The sequence below is a fragment of the Paenibacillus sp. NPDC058177 genome (genome assembly GCF_042883835.1).
In the GTDB taxonomy this organism is placed as follows: Bacteria; Bacillota; Bacilli; order Paenibacillales; family Paenibacillaceae; genus Paenibacillus_AQ; species Paenibacillus_AQ agri.
This window is the reverse complement of sequence record NZ_JBHVVB010000010.1, coordinates 30,341-55,001: the sequence shown is the minus strand read 5'-3', so window position 1 is coordinate 55,001 and position 24,661 is coordinate 30,341. Positions and strand designations below refer to the sequence as shown.

Here is a 24,661-nt window from a genome sequence, read left to right as displayed (position 1 = left end):
CTCCTTAATAAGGAACCATTGTAAATATTATAACCCGACTCATTAACTATATTCCATTTTCAATGTCGGTTTAGTTTAATCGCTCAACTGCTAAATCACAGATACTAATTTAAAAGGAGCTTTACATCGCCAACCTCATCTAACTCAAGAATTATTAATCAATAAAAAGCACAAGTCCCCCCCCTTAAATCAACTTAACCCCTATAATCTAAGAACCGCTACCGACTAATTGATGTAAATTAAGCAAAGTCAACACATACAATCTAGAAACGAAGTGCCCACAAATAAAAGCGATCACTTAGCTCATGCGTTCTATCTAATAGTTACACCATACGCCATTTAAGAATTAGTCCTTTTTATCACTCCCCCAATCATTTGCCAGATGCCCTCCTTGCCAATCTAAGCTCATTCCACGGTAAAAATCAATCACTTCACAACCCACCCCGCCGCACCTCATAAAAATACCGCACTACCGGATGCTTCAACTCCATCTTCTCAGCCATGCCCAAAATCCGCTTCTTCCCAACTCTTTTGTCCACCAAAGCCAGAACATTCATTAAGATATCTCCGCTCTCCAAGCTCTCCTCTATAGGAGTAGTTAAAAATTTATTAGCCACAACGGTAAAATTCGACTTACTTAATGCAGCCTGTGCTGACAAAAGCTCTTTTGCATGTTCTGTACTTTTTCTGCCTCTGGCAATGACTATTAGGCGGTCCTCTGGCACTGGCCCCTTAGTATCTTTTCTGACGGCTTCTATTTCTTCATTGGTGATAGGAATTTGAATGTCTGGATCGTTCTTAATTTCCAGCTCTGTTTGATACCATCTTATAGGGTTCGTTTTATCGTTCATGTTGAGGATGTTCTTCTTATCTACGGTAATATAACAAATCCCTGATTTATCAGGCAGATAACGGTAACCCGGTGCGCGGTACTCTACCCTTCCGTTTAACGCAGGACTAAGAAAGCCCTCCAGTTGTTGCTTCAATTTGCTCCAGGACATGTGATCCCTCCATAACAAAACAGATGAAAGGCTGGATGGCTTCGGGTTGTCCCCCTCTCCATTCATCCGATCCTCAATCTTTTGAATCTTTTTCTCTATTTTCACACGAATCACTACCATCTGGGCAGCTTATTCTCCTTGTTCCTCTGCCTCATCCTGTGCCTTGCTTGCAAATTCATTCAGCAGCGCACGCACTTCATTCGTTGACTTGGTGTTCATCAAGGTATTTCTTAATTCACTTGCCCCGCGGAATCCGCGGACATAGATTTTGAAGAAGCGTTGAAGAGGTCTGAACGAACGGGACACAAGGCCTGAATACTGATCATGGAGATCCAGATGCAGCCGTAGCAGATCCAGCAATTCCTCACTACTGTGCTCCTTCGGCTCCTTCTCAAAAGCAAACGGATTTTGAAAAATACCACGCCCGATCATAATCCCATCCACACCGTACTCTTCAGCGAGCTTGAGGCCGGTCTCACAGTCAGGGATATCCCCGTTAATGGTCAATAGTGTATCTGGTGCCACCTCATCACGAAGCTTCTTAATCTCCGGAATCAGTTCCCAGTGAGCATCTACTTTGCTCATTTCCTCTCTTGTGCGCAGATGAATGGACAGATTCACAATATCCTGCTTCAAAATATGGGTTAACCAGCCGCGCCATTCATCTACTTCACTGAACCCGAGCCTTGTTTTTACGCTGACGGGCAGTCCCCCGGCTTTGGCCGCTTGGATAATCTCCGCTGCAAGCTCGGGACGGCAGATCAGGCCGCTTCCCTTCCCGTTCTCTGCTACATTCGCTACAGGACACCCCATGTTAATATCAATGCCTTTGAATCCTTCTTTCGCCATCCCAATGCTCATTTGCCGGAAGAATTCCGGCTTGTCCCCCCAGATATGAGCTACGATGGGCTGTTCATCCTCTGTAAACGTCAAACGCCCGCGCACAGCATGGTTCCCCTCCGGGTGACAATAGCTCTCTGTATTCGCAAACTCCGTAAAAAACACATCCGGTCTGGCTGCTTCACTAACAACATGACGAAACACAACATCCGTCACATCTTCCATCGGCGCCAGTATAAAAAAAGGTCGTGGTAATTCACGCCAAAAATTATTCATCATCTTAAACCCTCTCTATAAATACCAGGATAAATCTTTATCCCGCAATAATATTATTTAATCTTATCTTACAATTGAATCTAATGCGTGTACAAGCTACTGTTGATACATTCGATTCCATTCTCTTGATGGGAACCTTAGGCCTCTCCCGTCTTGGTTTTGATTCTTACCCGTTTTCCTACTGTAGGGCAAATGATTTGGGCATGCCGTACGTATGAAGCCATTGCGTCACTTCTTGGTTCCTCTGGTCTTGATACTTGTCCGCTAACCCATGCCGACCATCCGGGTACAGAACAAGCTTCACGGTTTTACCTGCCTTTTCCAAATCACCTGCAAAATCTTGAACGGTTTGCCAAATCAGACTCTCATCGGCAGTCCCTTGCAGTAGAAGTACCGGGGCCTTAATATCGGGAATTCGATCCAGTATCGAATAATCCCCTTTTGATTCAGGATTGGCATTAATCAAGCCAAATCTCACATATTCTCCAGTCTTTCTATTTTCCTCTACAATTTCAGGTGAATTTGCGTCCGGGTGTTCATATAGCCAGCGTAAATTGACATCCCAGCCCACAAAAGGACTCACACCAACAACAGCTTTTACATCCTGCCGCTCAGAAGCTAATCTTAAAGCCACACCGCCACCCATCGATGCACCAAGCAGGTATACCGAATCCGGTTTTACGCTTCCGGTGGACATTGCCACTTTAATTCCATTCTCTGCATCCCGTGTATTCTCCGCAATACCTTGCACATGGCCATCGCTCTCCAAATATCCACGATAGATCGGGTACAAGTAAACCACTTCGTCACTCATATAACTAAAACCGAACGTAAATCCAAAATCATAATGAGAAAGTTCCTTACGTTCAAGAGCGTATCCCCCATGAAGATGAACAATCAGTGGATATTTTCCGGTAGCCTTGGGAACTGTCAGATATGCTAGGACCTTGATATTATCACTTTTATAAAATACCTTGTATATATCAATATTCGGATTTTGACCAGGTACTTCTATTCGTTCTTTAGAGATGATCTCTATATCGCTATCCGGTGGATCAGTCGCTTGACAGCTGGATAACGTGGCTGTAATCAATATAATTATAACTAGAATCAAAAAAAATGCTCTATTTCTCCAATGACCATAATATGTCATTCCCCCACACCCTCCCAACAATCCTAGTACTATTTTAGAACATCTCCAGATTGCTGTAAGCGATATAGTTTTGCATAGAAGAAAGATTTGTGCCTGTCTATCGAAAACAACCTAAAAACCCCGCTTGCTAACCGTTAAAATAACGGAAGGCGACGGGGTAATTCCAATTCATATATCTCAAATCTTACTGTACACTCCACATGCGCAAAATGCTCAATGTTGGAAAAATTGAAGAGGCAACTTAAGCCGTTTTATTGATCTGAAGGTTCATATTCGCTTTTCAATCTAGAGAAGACAGCAAGATCAACATATTTGCCCTTTTCGAACTCATGTTGCCTTAAGACACCCTCTTTATGGAAGCCGAGCTTATGCATCAATCGGATCGACGCTTCATTCTCTGCCTCCACTTTCGCTTCAATTTTATTGACATTCATAGTCAAAAAACCAAAATGCATGATACATTTCACTACCTCTGTCATAATACCCTTTCCCCAAAAATCAGGATTTAGGTCATAACCAATTTCAATACGATTGTGCATCTTCTCATAGTTTAGAAATCCACATGTTCCAATCACTTTTTTGGACTCACTATCTTCAATCATCCATCGTAAGCCGGATTGTTCCTTGAAAATTTTCTGATACCAATTCATTTCATTTATCGCATTCTCGACCGAAGTAAATGGTATGAATGGCATATATTCCGCAACGGCTTCTTTTGAATAAAGTTCGAAAATATCATAACGATCTTTTTCTTCTGCCCTCCGTAGTATGAACCGTTCTGTTTTTAACTGAGGGAAATCAATGAATGCGAACTCTGAATTCATGTTACTCCTCCCTTTTCCCATTGATGATATCAATATCAGAAATTAAATTACCACATTTATGAAAATAATAACACTATATAGATTAATAAACCAATCTGCCCGGCAGCTAAATAGCAGCTTTTGAGTACCACTGTCACATCTTCATTTTCGAACCATCAATATTACAGTCTCCACATGTGTGGAGTGCTTAATATTGACGTAAATAAAGGGGGCGAATTACGCCCCCACAAACAACGGATTCCCGAAGCTTCCTCATCATCAATCTGTAACTCTGCAAAGCTCCTGACTTCGCTAATTAATACGTTCATTGGCTTCGCCTTGACTGACAACGGTTCGAGTAGCTTTCGGCCATTTTTCAAAGCACATCATTTACTCAACCTCTACCTATGCTATCTCTTCTAAATAGCCACAAACCGGCGACAATAAATACCGCTCCTATAATATAAAATAAAGATTTACTTTCCTCGCCCGTTTTAGGAAGGACGGTTATTTTTTCATTTACGTTTGTCGTTTCAAATGGCGTTGGTGTTGGCTCTTCTACCCGTCCTGGTTCTTCTGTTGGTGCTGGCGTTGTCGGGACGGGAAGTTTAAAGTTCAATAGCACATTTCTTTGCACATCCAATACATTGACTGCAATCGCACCAAAATCTTGAATATCATCGATATATCTCACATATGTTATTTTCCCGTACCCTCCCAAACAACCCTAGTGCTATTTTAGAACATCTCCAGATTGCTGTAAGCGATATAGTTTTGCATAGAAGAAGGATTTGTGCCTGTCTATCGAAAACACCTTAAAAAACCCCGCTTGCTAACCGTTAAAATAACGGAAGGTGACGGGGTAATTCCAATTCATATGTAAATCTACAATTCTGTAATACTGTGAACTTCTACTTATAACGTTTTAATAACTTCTCTTGATGAGATTTAAATATATCCTCAATGCTAATGTCGTACTTGTTAGCAATGACTATAACATTCCCTAGTACATCACCAAGTTCTTCTATTAACTCCTGCTTATTTTCAGCGTATGTCCCGACGATTTCATCTGGACGATCTCGACCAATTTCTAAAGCTCTAATAGCACGTGCTACTTCTCCCGTTTCCTCCGCTAAAAAGCCTATGCGAATGAAAATATCGAGTTCTGACCAACCTCGTGCTTCATAATAATCCTTCACCCATTCTTGAAATGCATTTACGTCCAATTTATGTGCCCCCTACGAATTAAGCAGAATTCAACAACAATTATAAGTATATAATATTCTTCGGAATGGGGTTATTTTAATGAATAAAATAGCTATTTTTTTGTGGATCTAGTAATGGATCTTCTATAGCATGGCTACTTGAGGAATGAGAAATATCACAAAAAAAACTTAACAAAATTAATTACTGTTGAGTCCAGTCACGAGCGAAAAAGCAAGATGATGGAGTTAGCAGATGGCTTTATTGCGCTTCCAGGTGGTTCCGGTACATTAGAAGAGTTTTTCGAAATATTTACATGGAGCCAGCAACCCTCTAGCGAAAAACTAAGACACAGTCTAATTGACTGTGTCTTTTCTTTCAAGTCTTACTGTACATTCCACATGTGTGGAGTGCTTAATATTGACGTGAATACAGGGGAGAATTACGCCCCCGTAGACAACGGATTTCCGAAATTATAGTGGATAATAATTCCACCACCCAATTCGATCTCGATGCGTTCAATCAAGCGCATTTTCCGAGCTGTGTAGCACCATCGCCTTGCTTTTGTTATTCGCCAGCAGACGAGCAAGGTCGCGATGATCCTTGAGAGAAGCCATCCCCGTAATAATCTGTTCCGACACGTAGAGTAGGGCAAATCAGCAGAATGAGTGTCTCTAGATGGTCAGCCCTCTTTCGAGTAGCTTTCGGCCTTTTTTTCAAAGCACATCATTTACTCAACCTCTACCCATGCTATCTCTTCTAAATAGCCACAAACCGGCAACAATAAATACCGCTCCTATAATATAAAATAAAGTTTTACTTTCCTCGCCCGTTTTAGGAAGGACGGTTATTTTTTCATTTACGTTTGTCGGTTCAAGTGGCGTTGGTGTTGGTTCTTCTACCCGTCCTGGTTCTTCTGTTGGAGTCGGCGTTGCCGTTGCCGTTGGCTCTTCTACCCATTCTGATTCTACTGTTGGAGTCAGCGTCGGCGTTGCCGTTGGCTCTTCTACCCGTCCTGGTTCTTCTGTTGGAGTCAGCATCGGCGTTGCCGTTGGCTCTTCTACCCGTCCTGGTTCTTCTGTTGGAGTCAGCGTCGGCGTTGCCGTTGGCTCTTCTACCCGTTCTGGTTCTTCTGTTGGCGTTGGTGTTGCTATTGCTGTTGGTGCTGGCGTTGCTGTTGGTGTTGCTGTTGGTGCTGGCGTTGCTGTTGGTGTTGCTGTTGGTGCTGGCGTTGCTGTTGGTGTTGCTGTTGGTGTTGGTGTTGGTGTTGCTGTTGCTGTTGCTGTTGGTGCTGGCGTTGCTGTTGCTGTTGCTGTTGGTGCTGGTGTTGGCGACACGGGAAGTTTAAAGTTCAATAGAACATTTCTCTGCACATCCAATACATTGGCTGCAACCGCACCAAAATCTTGAATATCATTGATATATCTCACTGACGAAGTGATGAACACATCGTTGACAGATTGACGCATCATAAATTGGAGTCCAATATCTACATTTGAAGCCGTATCATCATAATCGCCATCAGCGATTGTAATCGTGATCGTCTTACTGTTAAGACTTGGATTGGTGTATGTTGATTCAACGACAGTCGCATTTGGATATCTAGCCTCCGTAGCACTATCAAGCTGGACTGATGGTAAAATGACAGTTCCATCATCGTTCTTTTCTGTTGCTTTATAGGATACTGATACAACAAGGTTATCATTCGCATCAAATGATAATTGCTGATCAAATACATCCACATCCGCTTCTGTATACGTTGGCCCTATAGGCGCTAAACTGATGTAGTAATTAAATAGATCCTCTCCCGCTGGTGTTGGCGGATAATGCTGCCCACGCCAGTCATTCAAACTCGCGCCATTAGTGTAATGCCAAATGGCATATTGGGTAGCCCAAAGTGCCATGTCTTCATCTAGACCTGTAATACCAGTGGCCGCTTGTAAATCTGCAACACTCTTCATTGGAAAACCATTGAGCAGGATCGCTCTTAACATATCCCCATTAATCACCTTTCCTTTAATGGTGTAGTTGTTAATTTCTTTAAGTGGTGAAAAGAACTCTTCACCTTCACGATAACCAGCAAGATACTTCATAAGTGGATATTGTCTCGACCTGTCAAAGCAATAAGCTAAAATACCATCAGGCAGACCTGCTCTGTTCGGCCTTCGTTCATAAACTCCGTTATTATATTCTGCTAAAACAATGATAGGGTACATTCGCACATTAGGAAACCAATGATCTACGACCTCAAACTTCTCAACAACTGTAGGAGCTGCTTGGATAGATTGAAATGAGGTCGAACCTAGCAGAATAATCAGAAATATGGCTAGCTTCACTTTTATTTTATTCATTTGAGGTCACTCCCTTTTATGATCATAGTAAAAACAGAACACTCTTCGAAAGTGTTCCGTTTTTAATTATATCGGGTATCGATGTCGTTTTTTAAATGCTTTTATCGGATATGATTCTTTAGTAGCATAGCTGCTCCAACACTTAGTTCAATTCTCCGCCTTAATACTTCCAATGATACAAAGATTAAGAACCCAAGCCGATAAAGCTTGGGTTCTGCAGATAAGTGTGGCTTTAAATTATTACTGTGCAATTTCCAAATAGTCTTCTTACGCCCCCCTCCCATCAAATTGCCGCAAAGCCCTCTCCCACTTGGCTTGAACGCCTCTCACCCCACTCCCCTGTTTCAACACGAGCAAATAAAGTCGAGTTGAAAAAGCAGGGGAATAACAAGGGAAATGAATGGAGTTAGAGGAAGCGCCTTGGAGTGGAAATCGGAGAAAAGCTTGAATTATCAAGGCATTGATGGGTCATACGACCCGCTCCAACGACAAAAGAAGCCGAGGAAAACAGGAGTGGATACCTGAGTTTCGCTCGGCTGGTGAGACGACTATTTAGGCTTTAGGTGAACTTATGAACCATGGGAGAACTATAAAAGATGTTCACAACTACTTCCGTATCAACAACGCTACCGACTCCACATGTGCGGAGTGATTAATATTGACTTTATGAACCGTTTTCCTTGAATAATTCCTTGACCCTCACTCGTAGGGGAGAGCTTATAAAGCATATTATTCAAGTTTGAAAGGGGTACTGTATGCAGCACGATAACACGCAAGTAGGACAGTTGAATAGTCAATTAAAATGGTGGATAACTCTCTTTTCAGGTTCGGGGATTTTCGTGCTTGCTTTGTTCCTTGCTACTTCGCTTGGAACAATCGTTCATCTCGAAGGAGTTTCAACACTCATAAGGCAAAGTATACAAGCGAGCATCGTCTCACTCATCATTGTGCCATCCTTCTATTTTCTACTTAAACGTACGAAAAAAAAAACGGCACCTCTGCCGTTTCTGATTTAAAGTATGATGGAGATCGACAGGATTGAACCTCCGCTGTTCGCTGCCAGCGACCTGCTTTCCCGCTAAACTATAGCCCTTATTCAATTGTTGAACTGATTCCCCATGATAATTTTTCTGGCTATGAATGCTACATGGTGTGCTACCAACTGAGATAAGGCCCAAAGGGCTTGTCTTCTTCAAGTGAATCATTCCTGCAAGATGTTCATTTAGAGAAACCACGTACCTTACGTGGCTTGAGTTGAATTGTCATTCGCTTGCAGACTGGAATAGGAATCGGTATGTTCTATTGAATGATGGATTGCATAAAAGCAGTCATCTCATTGCTGGCTTTATTCAGACGCTCAATGACTCCGCTGAATTCAGTAACCAATTCTGCTTGTGTGTTCGAAGAAGTGGAGATCGCTTCAATTTCATGCTCCATCTGTTTAATCGACTTTTGAACGTCGTTTAGCGATTTTTCAATATTATGGGTTGCTTCTTTGGTGTTGACGGAAAGTTTACGCACTTCCTTAGCAACTACTCCAAAGCCTGCACCCTGCTCTCCCACACGTGCAGCTTCGATTGCGGCATTCAGTCCAAGCAAGTTAGTCTGCTCGGAAATCTCACGAATGAAGCCTGTAACCTTATTCACTTCATGCGACTCCGCTACAGCTTTACGTGTATTGTCCAATATTTCCTGTGAGGTGGCCGATAATTCCTCAGATTGCGCAGCTACGCTCTGAACCATATCCATTAGATGGCCACTTATACTGTTAATCTCATCTGTAAATACCTCTAGCTTCTTCTCATTCTCCAGAGTATATGCAATCGCAAATACCCCAACCACTTCTTGACTGTTACCCGTTTCATATATAGGTACACATGTAGAAACCACGGGAAATCCATAAATATCTGCTGGAATACGGTTCAAGCTTACCTTTCCTTTCAGCCCATCCGAAAGCGTTGGATCTTCTGCAGGAATGGGGCTACCCTTAACTAATCCGAAGTCAATCAATTTACTTGGAGTGTAATAATGGAAGACTTCCCTATCCGTGATTCCAATCATAATATCTTGTGTATGAATCTTTTTGAAATAGGGTGCTGCTAGGACTAAGGCGTCAATAATACTCATCTTTTCATCTCCCATTATTTAAATGTATAAGATAGTTATCGACACGTTATTTTATTTAATGAATACTCCCACTGACTTGGTCTGATTAATTTAAAAAGTAAATGATATGCGTCTTAAAAGTTAACAATGGTTAAAAAGAATACATATTTTGCGCCTTTATGCAACAACACTGTAACCGCATTTGTAAACAAATCTATTTTGAACCTAGATAGAATCTGCTTTGTTCCACTTCTCATCCAAATATAAAAGCCCGAACGCATGCAACGTTTGGGCTTTTAAGCAGGTAAATGCGGCTCTTGAATGCTATTCTCTTATGAGTGACACTACGCACTCCACATGCACCGTATGCGGGAACATATCCACCGGCTGCACTTCCACCGTTCTATACCCGCCATCCTCTAGCACACGCAAATCCCGTGCCAAAGTGGAAGGGTTACACGAAACATAAACCACTTTCTCTGGCTTCATCGCAAGGATGGTCTCCAATAGCCGAGCGTCGCAGCCTTTACGCGGCGGGTCGACGACGATGACGTCTGGCGTGATGCCCTGTTCTTTCCAGTTCGGGATTACATCTTCGGACGCACCTACCTCGAACACTACATTGTTCATATCATTCAGGCGAGCATTAGCCCGCGCATCCTCGATAGCTTCAGGAACAATCTCTACACCGTAGACCTGCTTGGCGTGCTGAGCCAGGAACAAGGAGATAGTGCCGATGCCGCAGTAGGCGTCGATGACAGTCTCGTTACCGGTCAGTCCGGCGTATTCTACGGTTTTGCCGTATAGAACCTCTGTCTGCGCCGGGTTAACCTGGTAAAAAGAGCGTGCCGAGATTGCAAATTTCACGTCCCCGATATAATCGTAAATGACGTCACTGCCCCACAGGGTGCGGGTTACGTCTCCAAAAATCACATTAGTCTGCCTGGTGTTTACGTTCTGGCAGATGCTCGTAACAGCTGGCAATTCGCGGCGAATTTCTGCGATCCACTCGTCCTTACGAGGAATGCGATCACCGTTAGTGACCAGAACAACCATCATTTCACCGGTGACGAAGGCTACTCTTACGACCACATGCCGAAGCAGACCTTTGCCAGTCTCTTCATCATAGGCTGTAATCCCTAGTCGCCGGCCGATTTCTTTAACTTGACGGACAACATTGTCATTCTCATCATGCTGAATCAGACAAGTCTCCATGTCGATAATCCGGTGGCTACCACGCGCGTAAAAGCCACCAACTAGGCCGCCCTCAGCGTCCCCAATCGGCACCTGGGCCTTGTTACGGTAGCGCCAAGGCTCGGCCATCCCCAAAGTAGGACGAACGATAATGCCGCTAGTCTGAGCGTCTTCGCTCCGCCCCCCAGCCACCTGGAGCTTTCCGATCCGCTCCAGGTTGTCCACCACCAGTTGGCGCTTCCAGGCCAACTGGGCGGCGTAATCCATGTGCTGCAGCTGGCAGCCGCCGCACATGTCATAGATCTCGCAAGGCGGGGCGATGCGATCGCCGCTCGCTTGTTCAATCTTCAGCAGCTTGGCATAGCCATACTGCTTCTTGGTTTTGAGCACCTTTGCCCGAATTTTCTCCCCGGGCAAAGCGCCCTGCACAAAAAGGGTAAAGCCCTCTACGCGGCCTACCCCTTCACCTTCATGGGTCATGCCGATGATATCGAGCATAACCTCGTCATTCTTGTTCACAGGCAGTCCGGCCACTTGGGCCGTGCCGTCCCGGCGGCTTGTATTGCGGCCGCTGCGGTGTCTACTCATTAGTTCACATTCACTTCTTTCATGTTCTTCATTATTAATGACACTAAATATCTGTTATAACAAATGGATTAGAGCATTGGCCCCTATGATGAGGTCAGACACTGCCATGTAAAATTAATTTTAACTGGAATTCCTCCAGTTAATGCTCCGTTAAACTTTATATGAGAAGATAACAACAGGAAAAGCTCCAGTTATTATTGAGTATAACTTGTGAAATCGGGTATGTGTACAGAAATAACTGGAGTTATTCCAGTTATTTCTCAGAAAACAGTAGTTTGCAGGGTTTTAACGGGAATAAATCCCGTTATTCACCTAATCTAGACGATGGAGCACGCAGATATCAGATATTAGTTTTGTTCGATCAAACATTAGACCATTAGCGTACTATCGTTTAGACACTATACAGTAATCCATTAGCATACATTCATTTAGACAGCATACGCGTATTCCATCAGCAACATTCAGTTTGCCAACGCACATTTAGTCCATAAACATACGCTCATTCCACCAACATGCACGTAGCTTATTAACAACCCTCAGGCTGCGCAAGAGTGGGCATTAATGAAGTTTATGGAAACAACGAGATAAATGCTTTGTGCTTTGAGCTTTCAACTTCGAGTTTTGAGCTTCGAGTTAGAGCTAAGTGATACAGAAAGTTAATTCCCTCTATAGCCCGCGCCCACTCCACTTAGCTACCTCAGTTATTTTGCGCAAAAATCCGCAGATGCTGCGGCAGGATGCGGAAGTGTCCCGGCAGGCTGCCGCCTAACTCGCCGTCCAGATTGAGCTGAACATGCCCCGGTGAGGTGACTTCCATGGCATCGGTGCGGAAGTAAACGACCCGTCTATCTTGCAAGTGCTCGCCACGAATGGTGAGGCTGACCAAGCGGATGAACTCGGCGAGATTGCATTTCTTCACGGCAATAACGTCGAACAGACCATCGTCGATACGGGCATCGGGAGCAAGCTTCTCAAAGCCGCCTACAGAGTTGGTATTAGCGATCAGGAAGAGCATGAACTCGTCATGAATGACGCTCTGGCCGTTGGCGCGAATGATCAGCTCCTGTGGAGACAGACTCGCCATCTTTTCAATGCCTTTTAAATAGTAAGCAAGCTGGCCCATCATCGTCTTCAGCCTGCTGGGTACTTCGTATGTCAGCTCGGTCAGGCTTCCGCCGCCGGCGATATTGATGAAATAACGATCATTGGCTTTACCGAGATCGATCAGCCGCGACTGCTGGCGGATAATCATATCCACGGATTCTTCCCAATTCTTCGGGATACCCATCGCCCGTGCAAAATCGTTAGTCGTTCCTAGTGGCAGTACGCCAAGCGGAGGAAGATTAGGCTTCTCTGCCATACCATTAATCACTTCATTCAGCGTGCCGTCGCCACCGGCTGCGATAATCAGATCATAGCCGCGTTCAACCGCGTCAGCTGCAGCTGCTGTTGCATCGCCTTCTCCTGTCGTTGCATGGCAGGAGGCTTCAATTCCGCCCACATCCAGCCGGTCCAGAATATCGGCGAGTCGCTTTTTCATTTCTTCCCGTCCAGAAGTGGGATTATAAATCAATCTCGCAGTTTTCATTACCGGAACGCCACCTGTTTTTTTAATAGATAACCTAACTGATTATACCCAATTCAATGCCCTACAATCAATGTCGTCGACCGTCGAACATAAATTTCCTCTGGGCAAATACAAACCTCTAGTCATCTGAAGAACCTATTATATACATAAACACTTACCGCATTTTTCGAAAAACTGAAGTTCCATTATAAATGCAAGCCACAGCACAGCTGCGAAATAAGCGGGTATACAGGCTGTAGCTTTTATTAGCCTCAGTATATCTTTCTTACATGTGTATGCAACGAGCGGCCTTTTCACCACAGTTCGGCGAACCACTCAGACTGCAATTCTCCATATATCACCAAGAGCTCTCAGCCCCATTATTCCCCTGAACAGTCCCGCACAGACGCTAACCAATCCTCTACCTGCCGTTGAATCCATCTTGGAAAAAGGGGGTGTGGGAGCAGCGTGCGTCCAGAGTAGCGATAACCTACGCCCTCAAGCCGCTGTGGAATCACGCGCTTCGTAAAGTAACCCTCACTCAAAAAAAGTGGTGCCACCAGCACCTCATGGCCTTGTTGCTGCCAATACTTGGCTTTGCTGCGCACACTGTCCGGGTTCAGCAGCGCATAATCCGCTGCCGCAACGCCGCTTACCTGAGCTACACGCTGAGCCAGGGAAGCAATGCCCCGCTCCCAGCGCTGCCGGAAACCGTCATGCACACTCCCATGGCCTACCAGCAGGATCGTCTCCTGCTCCGGTTGCTTGGAGAGCTCGCGAATTTTGTCCCAGATCATGAGGGCAATATCCGGGTCATCATCTACAGGATAGCCAAAGTGAACCTTGGCGCTCACTTGGAAACATTCCAGATCGGTCTCTCGTTCAGGCTCCGGCTTCGCTCCCAGCGCATACGCTATCTCATCAATATGCGTACTTCCAGACGACACAAACAAGGGTACCACCATGATATCCGTGACCCCTGCCTGTTCCAGTTCATTGATTCCGTCCTGAATGAGACGGCCTTCCACCAGCTCCAAAAAAGAAACCGCCACGGGAAGGTCTTCCCGCAGCGATACGCCGTTTACGGCTTCATCCACGATAGATACCCAGGCATCATCGCGTGAACCGTGACTGATCATCAGTACGCCCGGTCTCACGAATTAGCGTCCCAAACGTTCCAATGTCATTTTATATCCATCATTGCCGTAGTTCAGGCAGCGTTTGACACGCGAAATGGTCGCTGTGCTCGCTCCTGTTTCTGCTTCAATCTGGTTGTAGGTAGAGCCTTTGCCCAGCATGCGGGCTACTTCAAGACGCTGCGACAGGGATTGAATCTCGTTCACCGTGCATAGATCGTCAAAGAATATGTAGCACTCTTCCATATTTTTTAAAGTTAAAATAGCCTCGAATAATTGATCCACACTTTTATCGTTTAGCTTCTTCAGCTGCATTAATTAATCATCCCCTATTGTGACTTCTGCCTCTAACTATATTGTACTGGAGCGCTTTTTTCAAGCATTAACGGTTTCACGCTGTAAAGAACGAAATCGACGGACATTTGTCCACCCCAGGTGTACATGTTTTTTTTAGAACTGGCTCTCTCTCCTTTTCATCCCTGATCTTAAACCGCCTTCCCTATAGTACTACAAAAGCGCCGAAAATCAAGCGCAGACACGGTTTTTTCATTTCCACACCCCTGATATGGGCATACGCCCTTTTCCGCTCCTATCCCGGTAATCCGGGCATCTGTCTATACCTTATGTTCGCCCATGACATACATTATAGCAAACCAATAACGAAGGAATGTGATATTATGCCTGAGCATTACTATAATCATTCCCGCCGGAGTCACCGTTCACTGGCTGATCCGCTGAATACATCACCCTATCCTGGAATCAGTCCCTACGGGCATACACCAGAGCTGGGAGACACCGGGTTCTTACCCAGTTTGGATGTAACAGAGGTTGCAGATGCGGCACTGGCCCCAGCAGCCGAGGCGGTCACTACCAAAGCAGGGGGGCTTCTCGGTGGACTTGGGAATCTGGGGAATTTGGCCAACATGGAGCAGATCAAAGGCTTTGTCGACCGGATGGGTGGCATTGAAGGAATCGTGAGTTCGATGGGCAAGGTCCAAAAGGTGATGTCGAGCTTTCAGCAGATGGCCCCAATGGTGAAGCTGGTCATGGGGACTTTTGGCAAGGGAAAAGGGTCCTCCGGAGCGCTAGCCGCTGAAGAGGATGCCGCTCTGTACAGACCCAAACGTCGTAGAAAAAAGTCACCTTCCTCCGGAAGCCGCAAAAAATCTTCACGTTCCACCAGCAAACGTGCCACTTCCTCTCCCTCCCGCAAACGCCGTCGTAAATAACAGATATAACTGATCGTTGACTGGGGGAGGCAACTCTCTGCGCAGTATTAACCACCGTGGATCTCTACAGTCGCTGCGATCTCTACAGTATCTCTACGGTTTCTATGGTTTCTATGGTTTCTATGGTTTCTGCGGTCTCTGTGATAGCTGGTCTCTATGGTCTCTGGCCCTCTATGCTTTCTGCGCTATCTCTACTTCAACCCTGCCTCTTTAGCTCCTTGCCTATTGGATACCACTCGTTTCGCCAAGTTCCGACACTTTATCCAAAAAAGGCAGCAGCGTATGTCCCAGGACATTTACGCTGCTGCCTTATATATTTGTTCCATCAGCCTATTTGAACCAGCCACTCCGCTTGAACCAGGCGATCATCCCCACAGTGAGGACTACCATAAGCAGCAGGACGGCGAAATAACCGAAATTCCATTCCAGCTCGGGCATGATCTTGAAATTCATCCCATAGATCCCGGCGATCAGCGTCAGCGGCATGAAGATGGTGGTGATGACCGTTAGTGTTTTCATAATAGAGTTCATCCGGTTGGAGTTCAACGAGATATAACTATCCCGGAGATCAGCGGTCATTTCACGGTCCACCTCGATCATATCGGTCAGCTTCAGCAGATGGTCATAGATGTCGCCAAAATAAATCCGTTCCTCCCCATTACTCTGCACATGCTGTGAATTGAGTATCCGATACATTAGGTCACGCATGGGTACAATAGTCCGGCGAAGCTTCAATAGACGCCCGCGGACATCGAACACCTGGCTCATTAACTCCTCCACCGACTCCTTACTGCCCATACTCTCCAAATCCGCCAGCTCGTCCTCAATGCTATATAGACTTGGAAAATATTTATCCACCAGCTTGTCCATCACTGTATACGCTGCAGCCATCGGTCCGCCTGACCAGCCTTTGCGGCTATGAATTTCCTGCTTCACCTGCTCCCAGGCTTCATTCATCTCCGTCTTTTCCTGATGATGATAGGAGACGAGAAAGCTTTTGCTGAGGAACAGGTCAATCTCTTCCGCTTCCAATGTGCGTTCATTTAGCGCATGCAACACGAAGAACTGCGCATTCTCATAATAGTCCAGCTTAGGACGCTGCAGCACATGCATGCAATCTTCAATCGCCAGCGGATGAAAGTGAAAATAAGAATCCAGAAGTGAAGTCTCCTCTGTTGTAGGTGTTGCAAAATCAACCCAGATCCAGGCGTAATCCGCCATTTGGATCTCTTGCAGCAGCAGCCCTGTCAGCACCTCACCCTGATGGGTTACCGCCATCGTACGTATCATATGATGAAATCCTCCGTTCTGTCCTTAGCCTCTCTGTTCATTGTACCGCATTGACGGCCTTCCTCCCAACTACAAAAAAGAAGAGCCTAATCGACCAATGTCGACCAGGCTCTTATCTGAACACTTGCTTATGATTTTAGAAGAAAATTTTGAAGATCAGTCCCGCCAGCACTGCGCTGATAGGAATGGTGATGAACCACGTAACCACGATCCGTCCAGCTACACCCCATTTTACAGCGGAGAAACGCTTGGCCGATCCAACCCCGAGAATAGCCGAAGTAATGGCGTGAGTCGTACTTACAGGCAGATGCAGCAGTGTGGCTGAGAAAATAACGGAGGCCGCCGAAATATCGGCCGCGAAACCGTTGATCGGTTCGATTTTGAAAATCTTCGAGCCCATCGTCTTGATAATCTTCCAGCCGCCCACAGAGGTTCCGAGCGCCATCGCTGTCGCTGCAGCGATTTTAACCCAGAGTGGCACTTCCATGGAGTCCAGATGACCTGAGGTCACTAGGGCAAAAGTAATAATCCCCATCGCCTTTTGCGCATCATTCGTACCATGGGTGAAGGATTGCAGCGCCGCCGTAATAATCTGCATCGTCCGGAAGCCTTTGTTGACGGTATGCGGACTACGTTTGGCAAATATCCATTTGAGGATAATCATTACAATATAACCAATAACAAAAGCAATCAGTGGAGAGAAGATAAGACCTTCCACGATTTCAATAAAACCGCTCCATTTAATGTGATCGGAACCAGCTCCCACGTATACTGCACCGGCCAAAGCACCGATCAGCGCATGTGAAGAGGAGGAAGGAATTCCGAACCACCACGTTACCAGGTTCCAAATGATCGCAGCGACAAGCGTTGCAATAACGACTTGAATCCCGTTATCCAGCATGGTAGGGTCTGTGATGCTTCCACCAATCTTCTTAGCGACACCGGTAAACATCAGGGCGCCGACAAAGTTCATGGTAGCTGCTAAAATGATCGCTGTACGCGGCGGGAGCGCCCGCGTTGATACAGAGGTAGCAATTGCGTTGGCCGTATCGTGGAAACCGTTGATAAAGTCGAACGCTAGCGCGAGAAATACAACGATGCCAAGCACCAGTAATGATGTATCCATATATTTGAAGGCCCCTTATTATGAGTTACGCATGATGATCGATTCCAGCTTGTTAGCGACGTCCTCGCATTTATCGGTCGTCGTCTCCAGCCGTTCGTACAGCTCTTTGCGCTTGATCAGCTCAATCGGGTCCTTCACTTTTTCGAACAGGGCTTTTGTGCAAGTACGCAACACTTCATCGCCCTGGTTCTCGAGATCGTTCAGGCGAATGGTATACTCACGGATCGCCAGCAGCTTTTTCTGGGACAGCAGGTGAACCGCTTTTTGAATTTCATAGGCGCTTTGACGGAGAATTTCTGCAAATTGCACAATATATTCATCCGCGTCAAGCAAGTTATACATATAGAAACGTGAGGCTGAAGCTTCCAAACCATCAATGACATCGTCCATGCTCGTGATCAGGTCCATAATGTCGTCGCGTTCTAGAGGCGTAATGAACGTTTTGTTCAATTCTTTGATAACGGTGTGCGTGTAAGTATCACACTGCGATTCGTACTTCTTCATCTCTGCGGCAAAGCTCTCCACGTTATTCTGAAGATTAGTAATATTTTGAGCAAAATAATCCGCAGCTTGGACAATGGTATCCGCCATGTTTTCCAGCGTTTCAAAGAATATGTCCTTTTTTCTCAACTTCATCATTTTAAACCCCTTTACATAAATTACATAAAATAACGGTCTAAACGCGAAGTCATCCAAATGAAAAAGCATGAAAATGAATGACAACTCTGTTATCTTAACATAACAGTGGAAGGGATAGAAGTAAAAAACGACAACTTTTTTACAGTATGATAACAAATTCGTTGAATAGCAATAATATTTCTACATTCACGGAAATAATGGGACATACTGGATTGATAAAAGGCTATGTTATGCGCTTTTTCAAGTAGCTTGCCTTCTCTGCCAAGCGGCTGGGGGCATACCTTACTGTTCGCCTGTACGAATGAACTTATTCTCTAAGTTGTTTTCTCCGCCCCCGGATAAGTAATGTGACTGTTGAATGACGGTGCATTGGGCACAATCAGGATATGCGTGACACCTGGATACATGAGTGCCTCCTTACCATCCTTCACAAAACGAATGATATCACCAGGCTTACGCGACCAGCGGCCTTGAATGATTTCTCCGCGCTGGAACAGCAGCGCCTCTCCTCCAAGTTCCACATCGACCTGGAGCCTGCCGACATCATCCAGCACCTTATGGTCACTCCCCATTACGACAACATTCGCAGCTTCCACGGGGTGGTCATTATTCAGATCCAGATGCGGCTTGCCGTTCACCCATCTCTGGTAAGTCGCCCGCTCGACATTATATTTATACCCGACATCATAGCTCTTCAATAGAAAATTCACGTTGAATTCGAACGCGGCTTGTCCTCCGGTTGGCTGGGCATCAGGATTGTTGAAAAGATAACCGGGCACTGGCGTATCCTGCGCATATCCTAGCTTTTCCGACCCTTCCCTAAGCTTTGCTGTGTTGCTGTACAGATTATGTGGGGCTTTACGATCCTTGTCCCGCCAGAAATAGGCCCCGGCCCTTCCGATTTCGTCGAGGTCTTCCTTCTTCTGTCTCTGCAGAATGGCATAAGCGTCAGGACTGCCTCCCGCATGCACGGTCACACCGCCGTGGCTCTCGCCAATATCAATAAGATATGGCCGGATGCTGCGGATCGGGCCGATTTTCACAACACCAGTATGACTCTGGAACACACCGATCAAACGTGTAATCCCACCCTCAGCCAGCACCTCATACAGAATATCCGCCTCGCTTACCCCCGATTGTGGACGGGCGGCTGGTGCATTGTTGATCATTATGGATAAGGGCCGCGGCAGCGCGGTTTCCTCCGGGACTTGCAGTCCCGTCAAACCGGATATTGGCCCTCCGACAGGTACCGGAGATGGCGAAGGCTCACTGGACACCGTCGGCTCGGGGATAGACTCAGTAGTTGCTACCGGCTGATTCAGTGCAGATTCGGTTCCACAAGCGGACAACAGCCCCCCGGCAAGAAGAAAACTGCACAGTAAACGGGAAGAAGCACGGTTCAATATCATAAGGTGGTCGTTCCTCTCTTTCAAGCGTTTCTTCCATTTAATCACAGCCTGTCCATTTTGTCTTGGTTTCGCTAGGATTAGTGATCTCTACGATTGACCGCTGTATTTATAAGTAATATTATATAAATTGAATACATAAGTTTCCTATTTTTGGTTTATAGTGAGGGTGGTGTTCATATGGAACCGACAACCACGATAACCGCACAATTAGAAAGCTTTTTAAAAGAGAAAAAGATAACTGTCAGTCAGTTTGCAGAAGTAGCCGGGTTACATACTGGAACACTAAGCAATATTCTTAACGACAAAAAAACAATCTCCATGCAACAGTTAGACAAGATCACGTCAGCTATGCGGCTCGAAGAAGGACATTTTTATGATCTATACATTCAGGACTGCTTCTTTCATTCTTCACCAGATTGGCGTAGGTTAGGACCGTATCTTAATCGCTGTGCAGAATTGAATAAATTGGATTATATTCGGCAGACCGTTCATTTGATGCTGGACAGACTCTCTTATGCACCTTTGCTGTTTGAGGCTGCTGAAGAATTCTTTAGGAATGGCAAGAGAGCGGCAGCGTTGATTCTCTATGAAAGTCTGGCCGAAACTGAGAAGTATCAACATTCCGAACGACTGGCCCTTTGTCATTACCGTTTGTTCATCATTAACTTATGTGAAGACCAGGATCTAAATACGCTTGCTGCTATTCAATTTGAGCCCTACATTGACCGGCTGGACGAAATGTACCAGTTGGATGCGCTTAATGAATTGATCAATGTGAATATCTCTCTCCATCGTTGGCAGGCAGTTGAGCTGTTATCGCAAAAAATGGGACACAAAGCTATGATTCAATACGAGCAATCCCGTGGAAAACGTCATCCGCACAGCGAAACGAACAAGCCGCTTGTGTTTTACATCCTATATGCTTATTTATCGCTCGGTAATGTTTACAGTCAACATGGAGATTATGAGACGGCCTTGGAATATGCAGATTTATATGGCACAGCAAATTGGGTCGATTCTCCTTCTGACGAAGAGGTACGAATCATATATCAGTTCCATGAATGGTCTGAAGCAAACCGCTATATGTACAAATTAATGCGAGGGCAAGTTGAGATTTTGCCAGCATACATTGACTATCTCTCAACCAGACAAGACGAGGTTTTCGTCGGATTATGCAGAATCGTTGCGGCTTCGAATACGTACCATTTCAATATAGACCCTGTTCTTGAACGCTTTGATCCACATCTTCGATTAAAAGACCAAGAAGGACTCTTTGGGGAAGTGAACTCTTTGATAACTGTAGACCGCCATACACGTTTGCTGGCTGAACTAGGTGTCTATTATTTAAACGACAAAAAATTCCAAAAAGGAATATCACTAGTATTGGAAAGTTTGGAATCTTCTATTAAAATAAAGTGTGATAGTGCAATACTGAGATGTGTGGGATTATACGAACAATTCAGGCATCATGCACCTGCAGAATCTCAAGATAGATATACTATTCTAATTAGAGAGGTGCAAAAGTTAAATGAAAAGAAAATTGGCTTTTCTCTTGGCTACATGTAGTATTCTTAGCGCTGTTGCTGTTGTTGGTCTTCCCAATCCATCCAATGATTCAGAGAAACCTGTAAAAACGACTATCACTATTAATAGTCATGGCGTTGGAAATTAACAATTCTCTCCCCCACCAGTGTTAATCCATAAAAACAACTCAAAAAGGGTGCAGCCGGTAAACTCCGGCTGCACCCTGTATTCATTTATTCTCAAGGTCTCGTATTCAATTCTAGTCGAGCATCCAGCAATTCAGGCTAAGGGTTCCGTATTGATAAGCCTGGATCATTAGCTGTGCCTGTCTGCCCTCATCTGCGGTTCCCATCACATAGAAGAGAGGTACAAAATGCTCTTTTCCATAGGTCGGGACAGCTTCACGGGCATGAGGGGCTTTCTTCTCATAGGAGAATAATTCCGGGAGATCCCAAGACTGAAGGCCTTTAGCGACCCAGGCATCGAATTCCTGTGCCCATGCTTCGGGCTGATCATCTTCTCTCAGCAGTCTAAGGTTATGCACCAATCCGCCACTGCCGATAATAAGCACGCCCTGCTCTCGCAGCGGGGCCAGCATGCGTCCGATGTTGTATTGCTCCTTAGGGGAACGCAAAGAGTCTACCGATAACGCAACTACAGGTACGTCAGCCTGCGGAAACAGCTTCTTCAGGATCACCCATACGCCATGATCCAGTCCACGGCCAAGCACCGGCTGATGTGGCAGATTCTGTGCCTTGAACAATTCCGAAATCTCGCGGCTCAGCTCAGGATCACCTGGAGCCGGATAGGTCAGCGAGTACATCTCCTCAGGAAATCCGTAGAAGTCGTGCTTCGCCTCATGCTGAGCATCCACGGTCAAAAGCTGCTCCGGACTATCCCAATGTGCCGTGAATACAACGATAGCGCGGGGTTTGCCTAAATCACGGCCGAGTCGCTCCAGAAACCGGGTATATTCGTTATCCTCCTGGGCAAGCAACGGGGAACCATGCGCGATAAAAAATGCGGGTAATTTCATAGGATGCCAACCTCCTAACCCAGTATATGGCCTGCATCTTTATTTTACCCCTTCTTCCCCTGTTTGGCGAGTAGAGAACAGAGAACGGCTTTCTATATCATCCAGTTCTGCCATTCCTCCTGCAGGTGCTCCTGCTCGTTCATCCATTCCCGAGTCCGCTTAAGCAATTGCTCCTGTGCCGGGCCGGTGGAGAAGGTATGATCCCCCTGAAAAATAATTTCTTTATCGCAGCGGCCCTCCGGCCGGGTCCAGAATAGCTTTTGGTATAGAAAGGCATAGTCTACCGGAATAACATCATCCGAAGTCCCGTGAACAACCAGTACATCACCGCTGAATTTACCGGCTTCCTGGAACGGTTGGAACGCAGCCAGAGAGTTAAAATATACAGGGGTAAAGGAATATCCGGCATGATCTGCCGAACCAGTCTTCACCGCTTGATCATACGCATCCCGGCCCACGATCTTCACAATGTCATTGAACGGGTAACCAACCGCCGACCACAGGACAAGGTTCTTAACCCGGCGATCACGAATTCCTGTTAAGAGAGCTACAGCCCCGCCAAGACTGTGTCCGATCAGCGTTACCCGCTGCGGGTCCACATCTGCGGAACTAATTCCGTAATCCAGTACGGCACGAGTCTGGGCGATCATGGACTCCATATCCTCGCTGCCGTAATTCCCGCTGCTCTCGCCGCAGCCTGCATAGTCAAAGCGAATAACCATGTAACCGTCCTGAGCCAGCTCCCGGGCAGCTTTGACAAAAATCCGGTCCACCCCGATCCGGTTACCTACGAATCCATGGCAAATCACCGCCAAAGGAACCCGGTCCTTGCAACGCCCGGTGGTCCCTTTTTCTTTTGTCGGATAATGAATGCTTGCGGTTAGTTCCTCCCGGTTATGCCGGATTACAATTGCGCGTTCCATTGCCGTGTCCTCCTTCTAAAATACATATCTGCATCTGATATATTTTGTAATTCCGATAAATTTAGTATGAATTATATTCTTATTATACGGTATCCAACATTATTGTCAATAGAAAAGGAAAAGACCTCTTCTGTTCACCGGGAACAAAAGAGGCCACCGTTGCTGAAAGGGCCCGTCAGTCGTAACTGTTGTGGAACATGTCATGCGTTTCTTGTCTGCCTTCCCAATCCTTCATCCAGTTATCGGTTGTTTCCGTGGCAGCATCCCAGAGACTGAAGCCATCGGAACCACCCCAATCAACCATGCCATGGGTCGGTTCAGGCTCGAAGCCATCGCCCATGAATCTGTCCTGCTCCTTCTGATCACCATGTTCCATAACCTCGCCCTGCCCTTCCAAGTACTGTATTTGTTCAAATCCATTACCTTATCAGTGTTCACGCTTTGATAAGGATTATGCATCACAGGCCGAAACGCATTTCCTTGCACTGACCTGCTTGTCAAACGTATACTTTAGGCTAAGGTATTCATGATTTATGATATTGGAGGTAATATCCACCCCATGAAAGTCAAAGATATGATTAAGGAAAACAACGCACTTCGCGAGCAGCTGACACCGTTCAACCGCTCGTATTTTGAGGATATGATTCTCGCCATGCGGGCCAGCCGGGTTGATGCTCTTCGTACAGAGGAACTGCTCCTGGAAGCGGCCAAGCTGCTGGTTCAAGAACAAGGCAAAGGCAGGAACGCCAAACAAATTTTCGGGGAGCATCCGGAAGACTATTTCAGAGAAATCGTGGAGAGTGTACCGCCGGCTCCCACCAGAAGTAAGCTGAGCTACTACCTGATGATTCCATGGGCGGCTCTGACCTGCCTCTTCGGCGTATTAGGCGCATTCGGCCTGTTGTTTCAATGGACTACCGGCTCATCGGGAATATTCAATCAGGTCAGCCTCTTCACCCTTATTGCCGTAGGTATTGGCTCCATTGTCGTCATTGAATTGTTTATGAAGTGGATGGCTGCCTTGTCTGACAGCGACACACCGCAGACAAAGGGTTTTGACCTCAAGGGACTAAGCATCTATATTGCAATAGCCGCTGTAGTGATATTTGTCGGTACGTACCTGGATACGTTGCTGCCCGTCTTCTCGATTTCCCCTTGGATCAGCCTGATTATTTTCGCTGTCGGAGCGGTCGGCCTGAAAGTGCTGTTCTTGAAAAAATAAGTCTCTTACTTCTCTTACTCCATTTCAAATAGACAGGAGGAAGCA

22 protein-coding genes and 1 pseudogene are annotated in these 24,661 nt (G+C 45.8%); 4 read left to right on the top strand and 19 right to left on the bottom strand.

The window, feature by feature from the left end:
- Window positions 1-431: 431 nt before the first annotated feature.
- The 6 genes from ACFVU8_RS27340 to ACFVU8_RS27315 form a co-directional block, all read right to left on the bottom strand.
- Complete coding sequence (locus ACFVU8_RS27340) at window positions 432-1,001, bottom strand: SF0329 family protein (protein WP_387431797.1); 570 nt, start codon at window positions 999-1,001, stop codon at window positions 432-434.
- Between the two features lie 129 nt (window positions 1,002-1,130).
- Window positions 1,131-2,120, bottom strand: coding sequence for a tRNA dihydrouridine synthase (locus ACFVU8_RS27335; RefSeq protein ID WP_387431546.1), 990 nt, complete (start codon window positions 2,118-2,120; stop codon window positions 1,131-1,133).
- 175 nt (window positions 2,121-2,295) lie between these two features.
- A complete protein-coding gene (locus ACFVU8_RS27330; protein WP_387431544.1) occupies window positions 2,296-3,270 on the bottom strand; it encodes an alpha/beta hydrolase family protein in 975 nt (324 codons plus the stop codon).
- 251 nt (window positions 3,271-3,521) lie between these two features.
- Window positions 3,522-4,094, bottom strand: coding sequence for a GNAT family N-acetyltransferase (locus tag ACFVU8_RS27325; RefSeq protein WP_387431541.1), 573 nt, complete (start codon window positions 4,092-4,094; stop codon window positions 3,522-3,524).
- 373 nt (window positions 4,095-4,467) lie between these two features.
- Window positions 4,468-4,767: an LPXTG cell wall anchor domain-containing protein gene (locus ACFVU8_RS27320; protein ID WP_387431538.1), complete on the bottom strand. Its 300-nt coding sequence runs from the start codon at window positions 4,765-4,767 to the stop codon at window positions 4,468-4,470.
- Window positions 4,768-4,984: 217 nt separating this feature from the next.
- The gene (locus ACFVU8_RS27315) at window positions 4,985-5,299 is read right to left on the bottom strand and encodes a MazG nucleotide pyrophosphohydrolase domain-containing protein (protein WP_379467496.1); all 315 of its coding nucleotides are present in this window, start codon (window positions 5,297-5,299) and stop codon (window positions 4,985-4,987) included.
- A gap of 168 nt (window positions 5,300-5,467) precedes the next feature.
- Between ACFVU8_RS27315 and ACFVU8_RS30005 the strand changes: the two are divergent.
- Window positions 5,468-5,755, top strand: a pseudogene (locus ACFVU8_RS30005) (LOG family protein); the annotation flags it as partial.
- Between the two features lie 255 nt (window positions 5,756-6,010).
- On the opposite strand, the gene ACFVU8_RS27305 reads toward ACFVU8_RS30005, so the two are convergent.
- The 6 genes from ACFVU8_RS27305 to ACFVU8_RS27280 form a co-directional block, all read right to left on the bottom strand.
- Entirely contained in the window at window positions 6,011-7,627 is a 1,617-nt protein-coding gene (locus ACFVU8_RS27305) for a TQXA domain-containing protein (RefSeq protein ID WP_387431535.1), read from the bottom strand.
- A gap of 1,299 nt (window positions 7,628-8,926) precedes the next feature.
- Window positions 8,927-9,754 carry a methyl-accepting chemotaxis protein gene (locus ACFVU8_RS27300; protein ID WP_387431533.1) on the bottom strand — a complete coding sequence of 276 codons (828 nt, stop codon included), beginning with the start codon at window positions 9,752-9,754 and terminating at the stop codon, window positions 8,927-8,929.
- A gap of 303 nt (window positions 9,755-10,057) precedes the next feature.
- Window positions 10,058-11,515: a 23S rRNA (uracil(1939)-C(5))-methyltransferase RlmD gene (gene rlmD / locus ACFVU8_RS27295; protein WP_387431530.1), complete on the bottom strand. Its 1,458-nt coding sequence runs from the start codon at window positions 11,513-11,515 to the stop codon at window positions 10,058-10,060.
- Between the two features lie 697 nt (window positions 11,516-12,212).
- Window positions 12,213-13,103, bottom strand: coding sequence for a diacylglycerol kinase (locus tag ACFVU8_RS27290; RefSeq protein ID WP_387431527.1), 891 nt, complete (start codon window positions 13,101-13,103; stop codon window positions 12,213-12,215).
- A gap of 359 nt (window positions 13,104-13,462) precedes the next feature.
- Window positions 13,463-14,221 (bottom strand): sirohydrochlorin chelatase, encoded by a 759-nt coding sequence (locus ACFVU8_RS27285; protein ID WP_387431796.1) that lies wholly within the window; start codon window positions 14,219-14,221, stop codon window positions 13,463-13,465.
- Between the two features lie 21 nt (window positions 14,222-14,242).
- Window positions 14,243-14,533 carry a YerC/YecD family TrpR-related protein gene (locus ACFVU8_RS27280; RefSeq protein WP_066379478.1) on the bottom strand — a complete coding sequence of 97 codons (291 nt, stop codon included), beginning with the start codon at window positions 14,531-14,533 and terminating at the stop codon, window positions 14,243-14,245.
- Window positions 14,534-14,895: 362 nt separating this feature from the next.
- Here ACFVU8_RS27280 and ACFVU8_RS27275 point away from each other — a divergent pair, with 362 nt between their 5' ends.
- Window positions 14,896-15,447: a tyrosine protein kinase gene (locus ACFVU8_RS27275; RefSeq protein WP_387431525.1), complete on the top strand. Its 552-nt coding sequence runs from the start codon at window positions 14,896-14,898 to the stop codon at window positions 15,445-15,447.
- Between the two features lie 330 nt (window positions 15,448-15,777).
- Here the strand turns inward: ACFVU8_RS27275 and corA are convergent, their stop codons facing one another.
- From corA to ACFVU8_RS27255, 4 genes are all read right to left on the bottom strand, one after another.
- Complete coding sequence (gene corA / locus ACFVU8_RS27270; protein ID WP_175371674.1) at window positions 15,778-16,737, bottom strand: magnesium/cobalt transporter CorA; 960 nt, start codon at window positions 16,735-16,737, stop codon at window positions 15,778-15,780.
- Between the two features lie 136 nt (window positions 16,738-16,873).
- Window positions 16,874-17,863: an inorganic phosphate transporter gene (locus ACFVU8_RS27265; protein ID WP_066379471.1), complete on the bottom strand. Its 990-nt coding sequence runs from the start codon at window positions 17,861-17,863 to the stop codon at window positions 16,874-16,876.
- A gap of 18 nt (window positions 17,864-17,881) precedes the next feature.
- Complete coding sequence (locus ACFVU8_RS27260; protein ID WP_066379897.1) at window positions 17,882-18,499, bottom strand: DUF47 domain-containing protein; 618 nt, start codon at window positions 18,497-18,499, stop codon at window positions 17,882-17,884.
- 317 nt (window positions 18,500-18,816) lie between these two features.
- Window positions 18,817-19,911, bottom strand: a complete 1,095-nt coding sequence (locus ACFVU8_RS27255) for a DUF3048 domain-containing protein (RefSeq protein WP_387431523.1) — start codon at window positions 19,909-19,911, stop codon at window positions 18,817-18,819.
- 177 nt (window positions 19,912-20,088) lie between these two features.
- Between ACFVU8_RS27255 and ACFVU8_RS27250 the strand changes: the two genes are divergently transcribed.
- Complete coding sequence (locus ACFVU8_RS27250) at window positions 20,089-21,477, top strand: helix-turn-helix domain-containing protein (RefSeq protein WP_387431521.1); 1,389 nt, start codon at window positions 20,089-20,091, stop codon at window positions 21,475-21,477.
- A gap of 217 nt (window positions 21,478-21,694) precedes the next feature.
- Here ACFVU8_RS27250 and ACFVU8_RS27245 read toward each other — a convergent pair whose 3' ends face one another.
- The 3 genes from ACFVU8_RS27245 to ACFVU8_RS27235 all read right to left on the bottom strand — a co-directional run bounded on the left by ACFVU8_RS27245 (window position 21,695) and on the right by ACFVU8_RS27235 (window position 23,770).
- On the bottom strand, window positions 21,695-22,471 hold the full coding sequence (locus tag ACFVU8_RS27245; RefSeq protein ID WP_387431519.1) for a DODA-type extradiol aromatic ring-opening family dioxygenase: 777 nt from the start codon (window positions 22,469-22,471) through the stop codon (window positions 21,695-21,697).
- 92 nt (window positions 22,472-22,563) lie between these two features.
- Window positions 22,564-23,394: an alpha/beta hydrolase family protein gene (locus ACFVU8_RS27240; RefSeq protein ID WP_066379456.1), complete on the bottom strand. Its 831-nt coding sequence runs from the start codon at window positions 23,392-23,394 to the stop codon at window positions 22,564-22,566.
- Window positions 23,395-23,569: 175 nt separating this feature from the next.
- Entirely contained in the window at window positions 23,570-23,770 is a 201-nt protein-coding gene (locus ACFVU8_RS27235; RefSeq protein ID WP_387431517.1) for a hypothetical protein, read from the bottom strand.
- Between the two features lie 183 nt (window positions 23,771-23,953).
- On the opposite strand from ACFVU8_RS27235, the gene ACFVU8_RS27230 reads away from it, so the two are divergent.
- Complete coding sequence (locus ACFVU8_RS27230; RefSeq protein WP_387431516.1) at window positions 23,954-24,616, top strand: DUF1129 family protein; 663 nt, start codon at window positions 23,954-23,956, stop codon at window positions 24,614-24,616.
- Window positions 24,617-24,661: the final 45 nt, after the last annotated feature.

Coding starts and splice junctions, on each gene's coding strand:
- ACFVU8_RS27265 (WP_066379471.1), bottom strand. CDS start 17,863: ATGGATACATCATTACTGGTGCTTGGCATCGTTGTATTTCTCGCGCTA.
- ACFVU8_RS27240 (WP_066379456.1), bottom strand. CDS start 23,394: ATGGAACGCGCAATTGTAATCCGGCATAACCGGGAGGAACTAACCGCA.
- ACFVU8_RS27340 (WP_387431797.1), bottom strand. CDS start 1,001: ATGTCCTGGAGCAAATTGAAGCAACAACTGGAGGGCTTTCTTAGTCCT.
- ACFVU8_RS27235 (WP_387431517.1), bottom strand. CDS start 23,770: ATGGAACATGGTGATCAGAAGGAGCAGGACAGATTCATGGGCGATGGC.
- ACFVU8_RS27245 (WP_387431519.1), bottom strand. CDS start 22,471: ATGAAATTACCCGCATTTTTTATCGCGCATGGTTCCCCGTTGCTTGCC.
- corA (WP_175371674.1), bottom strand. CDS start 16,737: ATGATACGTACGATGGCGGTAACCCATCAGGGTGAGGTGCTGACAGGG.
- ACFVU8_RS27230 (WP_387431516.1), top strand. CDS start 23,954: ATGAAAGTCAAAGATATGATTAAGGAAAACAACGCACTTCGCGAGCAG.
- ACFVU8_RS27260 (WP_066379897.1), bottom strand. CDS start 18,499: ATGAAGTTGAGAAAAAAGGACATATTCTTTGAAACGCTGGAAAACATG.
- ACFVU8_RS27330 (WP_387431544.1), bottom strand. CDS start 3,270: ATGACATATTATGGTCATTGGAGAAATAGAGCATTTTTTTTGATTCTA.
- ACFVU8_RS27305 (WP_387431535.1), bottom strand. CDS start 7,627: ATGAATAAAATAAAAGTGAAGCTAGCCATATTTCTGATTATTCTGCTA.
- ACFVU8_RS27280 (WP_066379478.1), bottom strand. CDS start 14,533: ATGCAGCTGAAGAAGCTAAACGATAAAAGTGTGGATCAATTATTCGAG.
- ACFVU8_RS27275 (WP_387431525.1), top strand. CDS start 14,896: ATGCCTGAGCATTACTATAATCATTCCCGCCGGAGTCACCGTTCACTG.
- ACFVU8_RS27290 (WP_387431527.1), bottom strand. CDS start 13,103: ATGAAAACTGCGAGATTGATTTATAATCCCACTTCTGGACGGGAAGAA.
- ACFVU8_RS27255 (WP_387431523.1), bottom strand. CDS start 19,911: ATGATATTGAACCGTGCTTCTTCCCGTTTACTGTGCAGTTTTCTTCTT.
- ACFVU8_RS27300 (WP_387431533.1), bottom strand. CDS start 9,754: ATGAGTATTATTGACGCCTTAGTCCTAGCAGCACCCTATTTCAAAAAG.
- ACFVU8_RS27325 (WP_387431541.1), bottom strand. CDS start 4,094: ATGAATTCAGAGTTCGCATTCATTGATTTCCCTCAGTTAAAAACAGAA.
- ACFVU8_RS27335 (WP_387431546.1), bottom strand. CDS start 2,120: ATGATGAATAATTTTTGGCGTGAATTACCACGACCTTTTTTTATACTG.
- ACFVU8_RS27250 (WP_387431521.1), top strand. CDS start 20,089: ATGGAACCGACAACCACGATAACCGCACAATTAGAAAGCTTTTTAAAA.
- ACFVU8_RS27285 (WP_387431796.1), bottom strand. CDS start 14,221: ATGATCAGTCACGGTTCACGCGATGATGCCTGGGTATCTATCGTGGAT.
- rlmD (WP_387431530.1), bottom strand. CDS start 11,515: ATGAGTAGACACCGCAGCGGCCGCAATACAAGCCGCCGGGACGGCACG.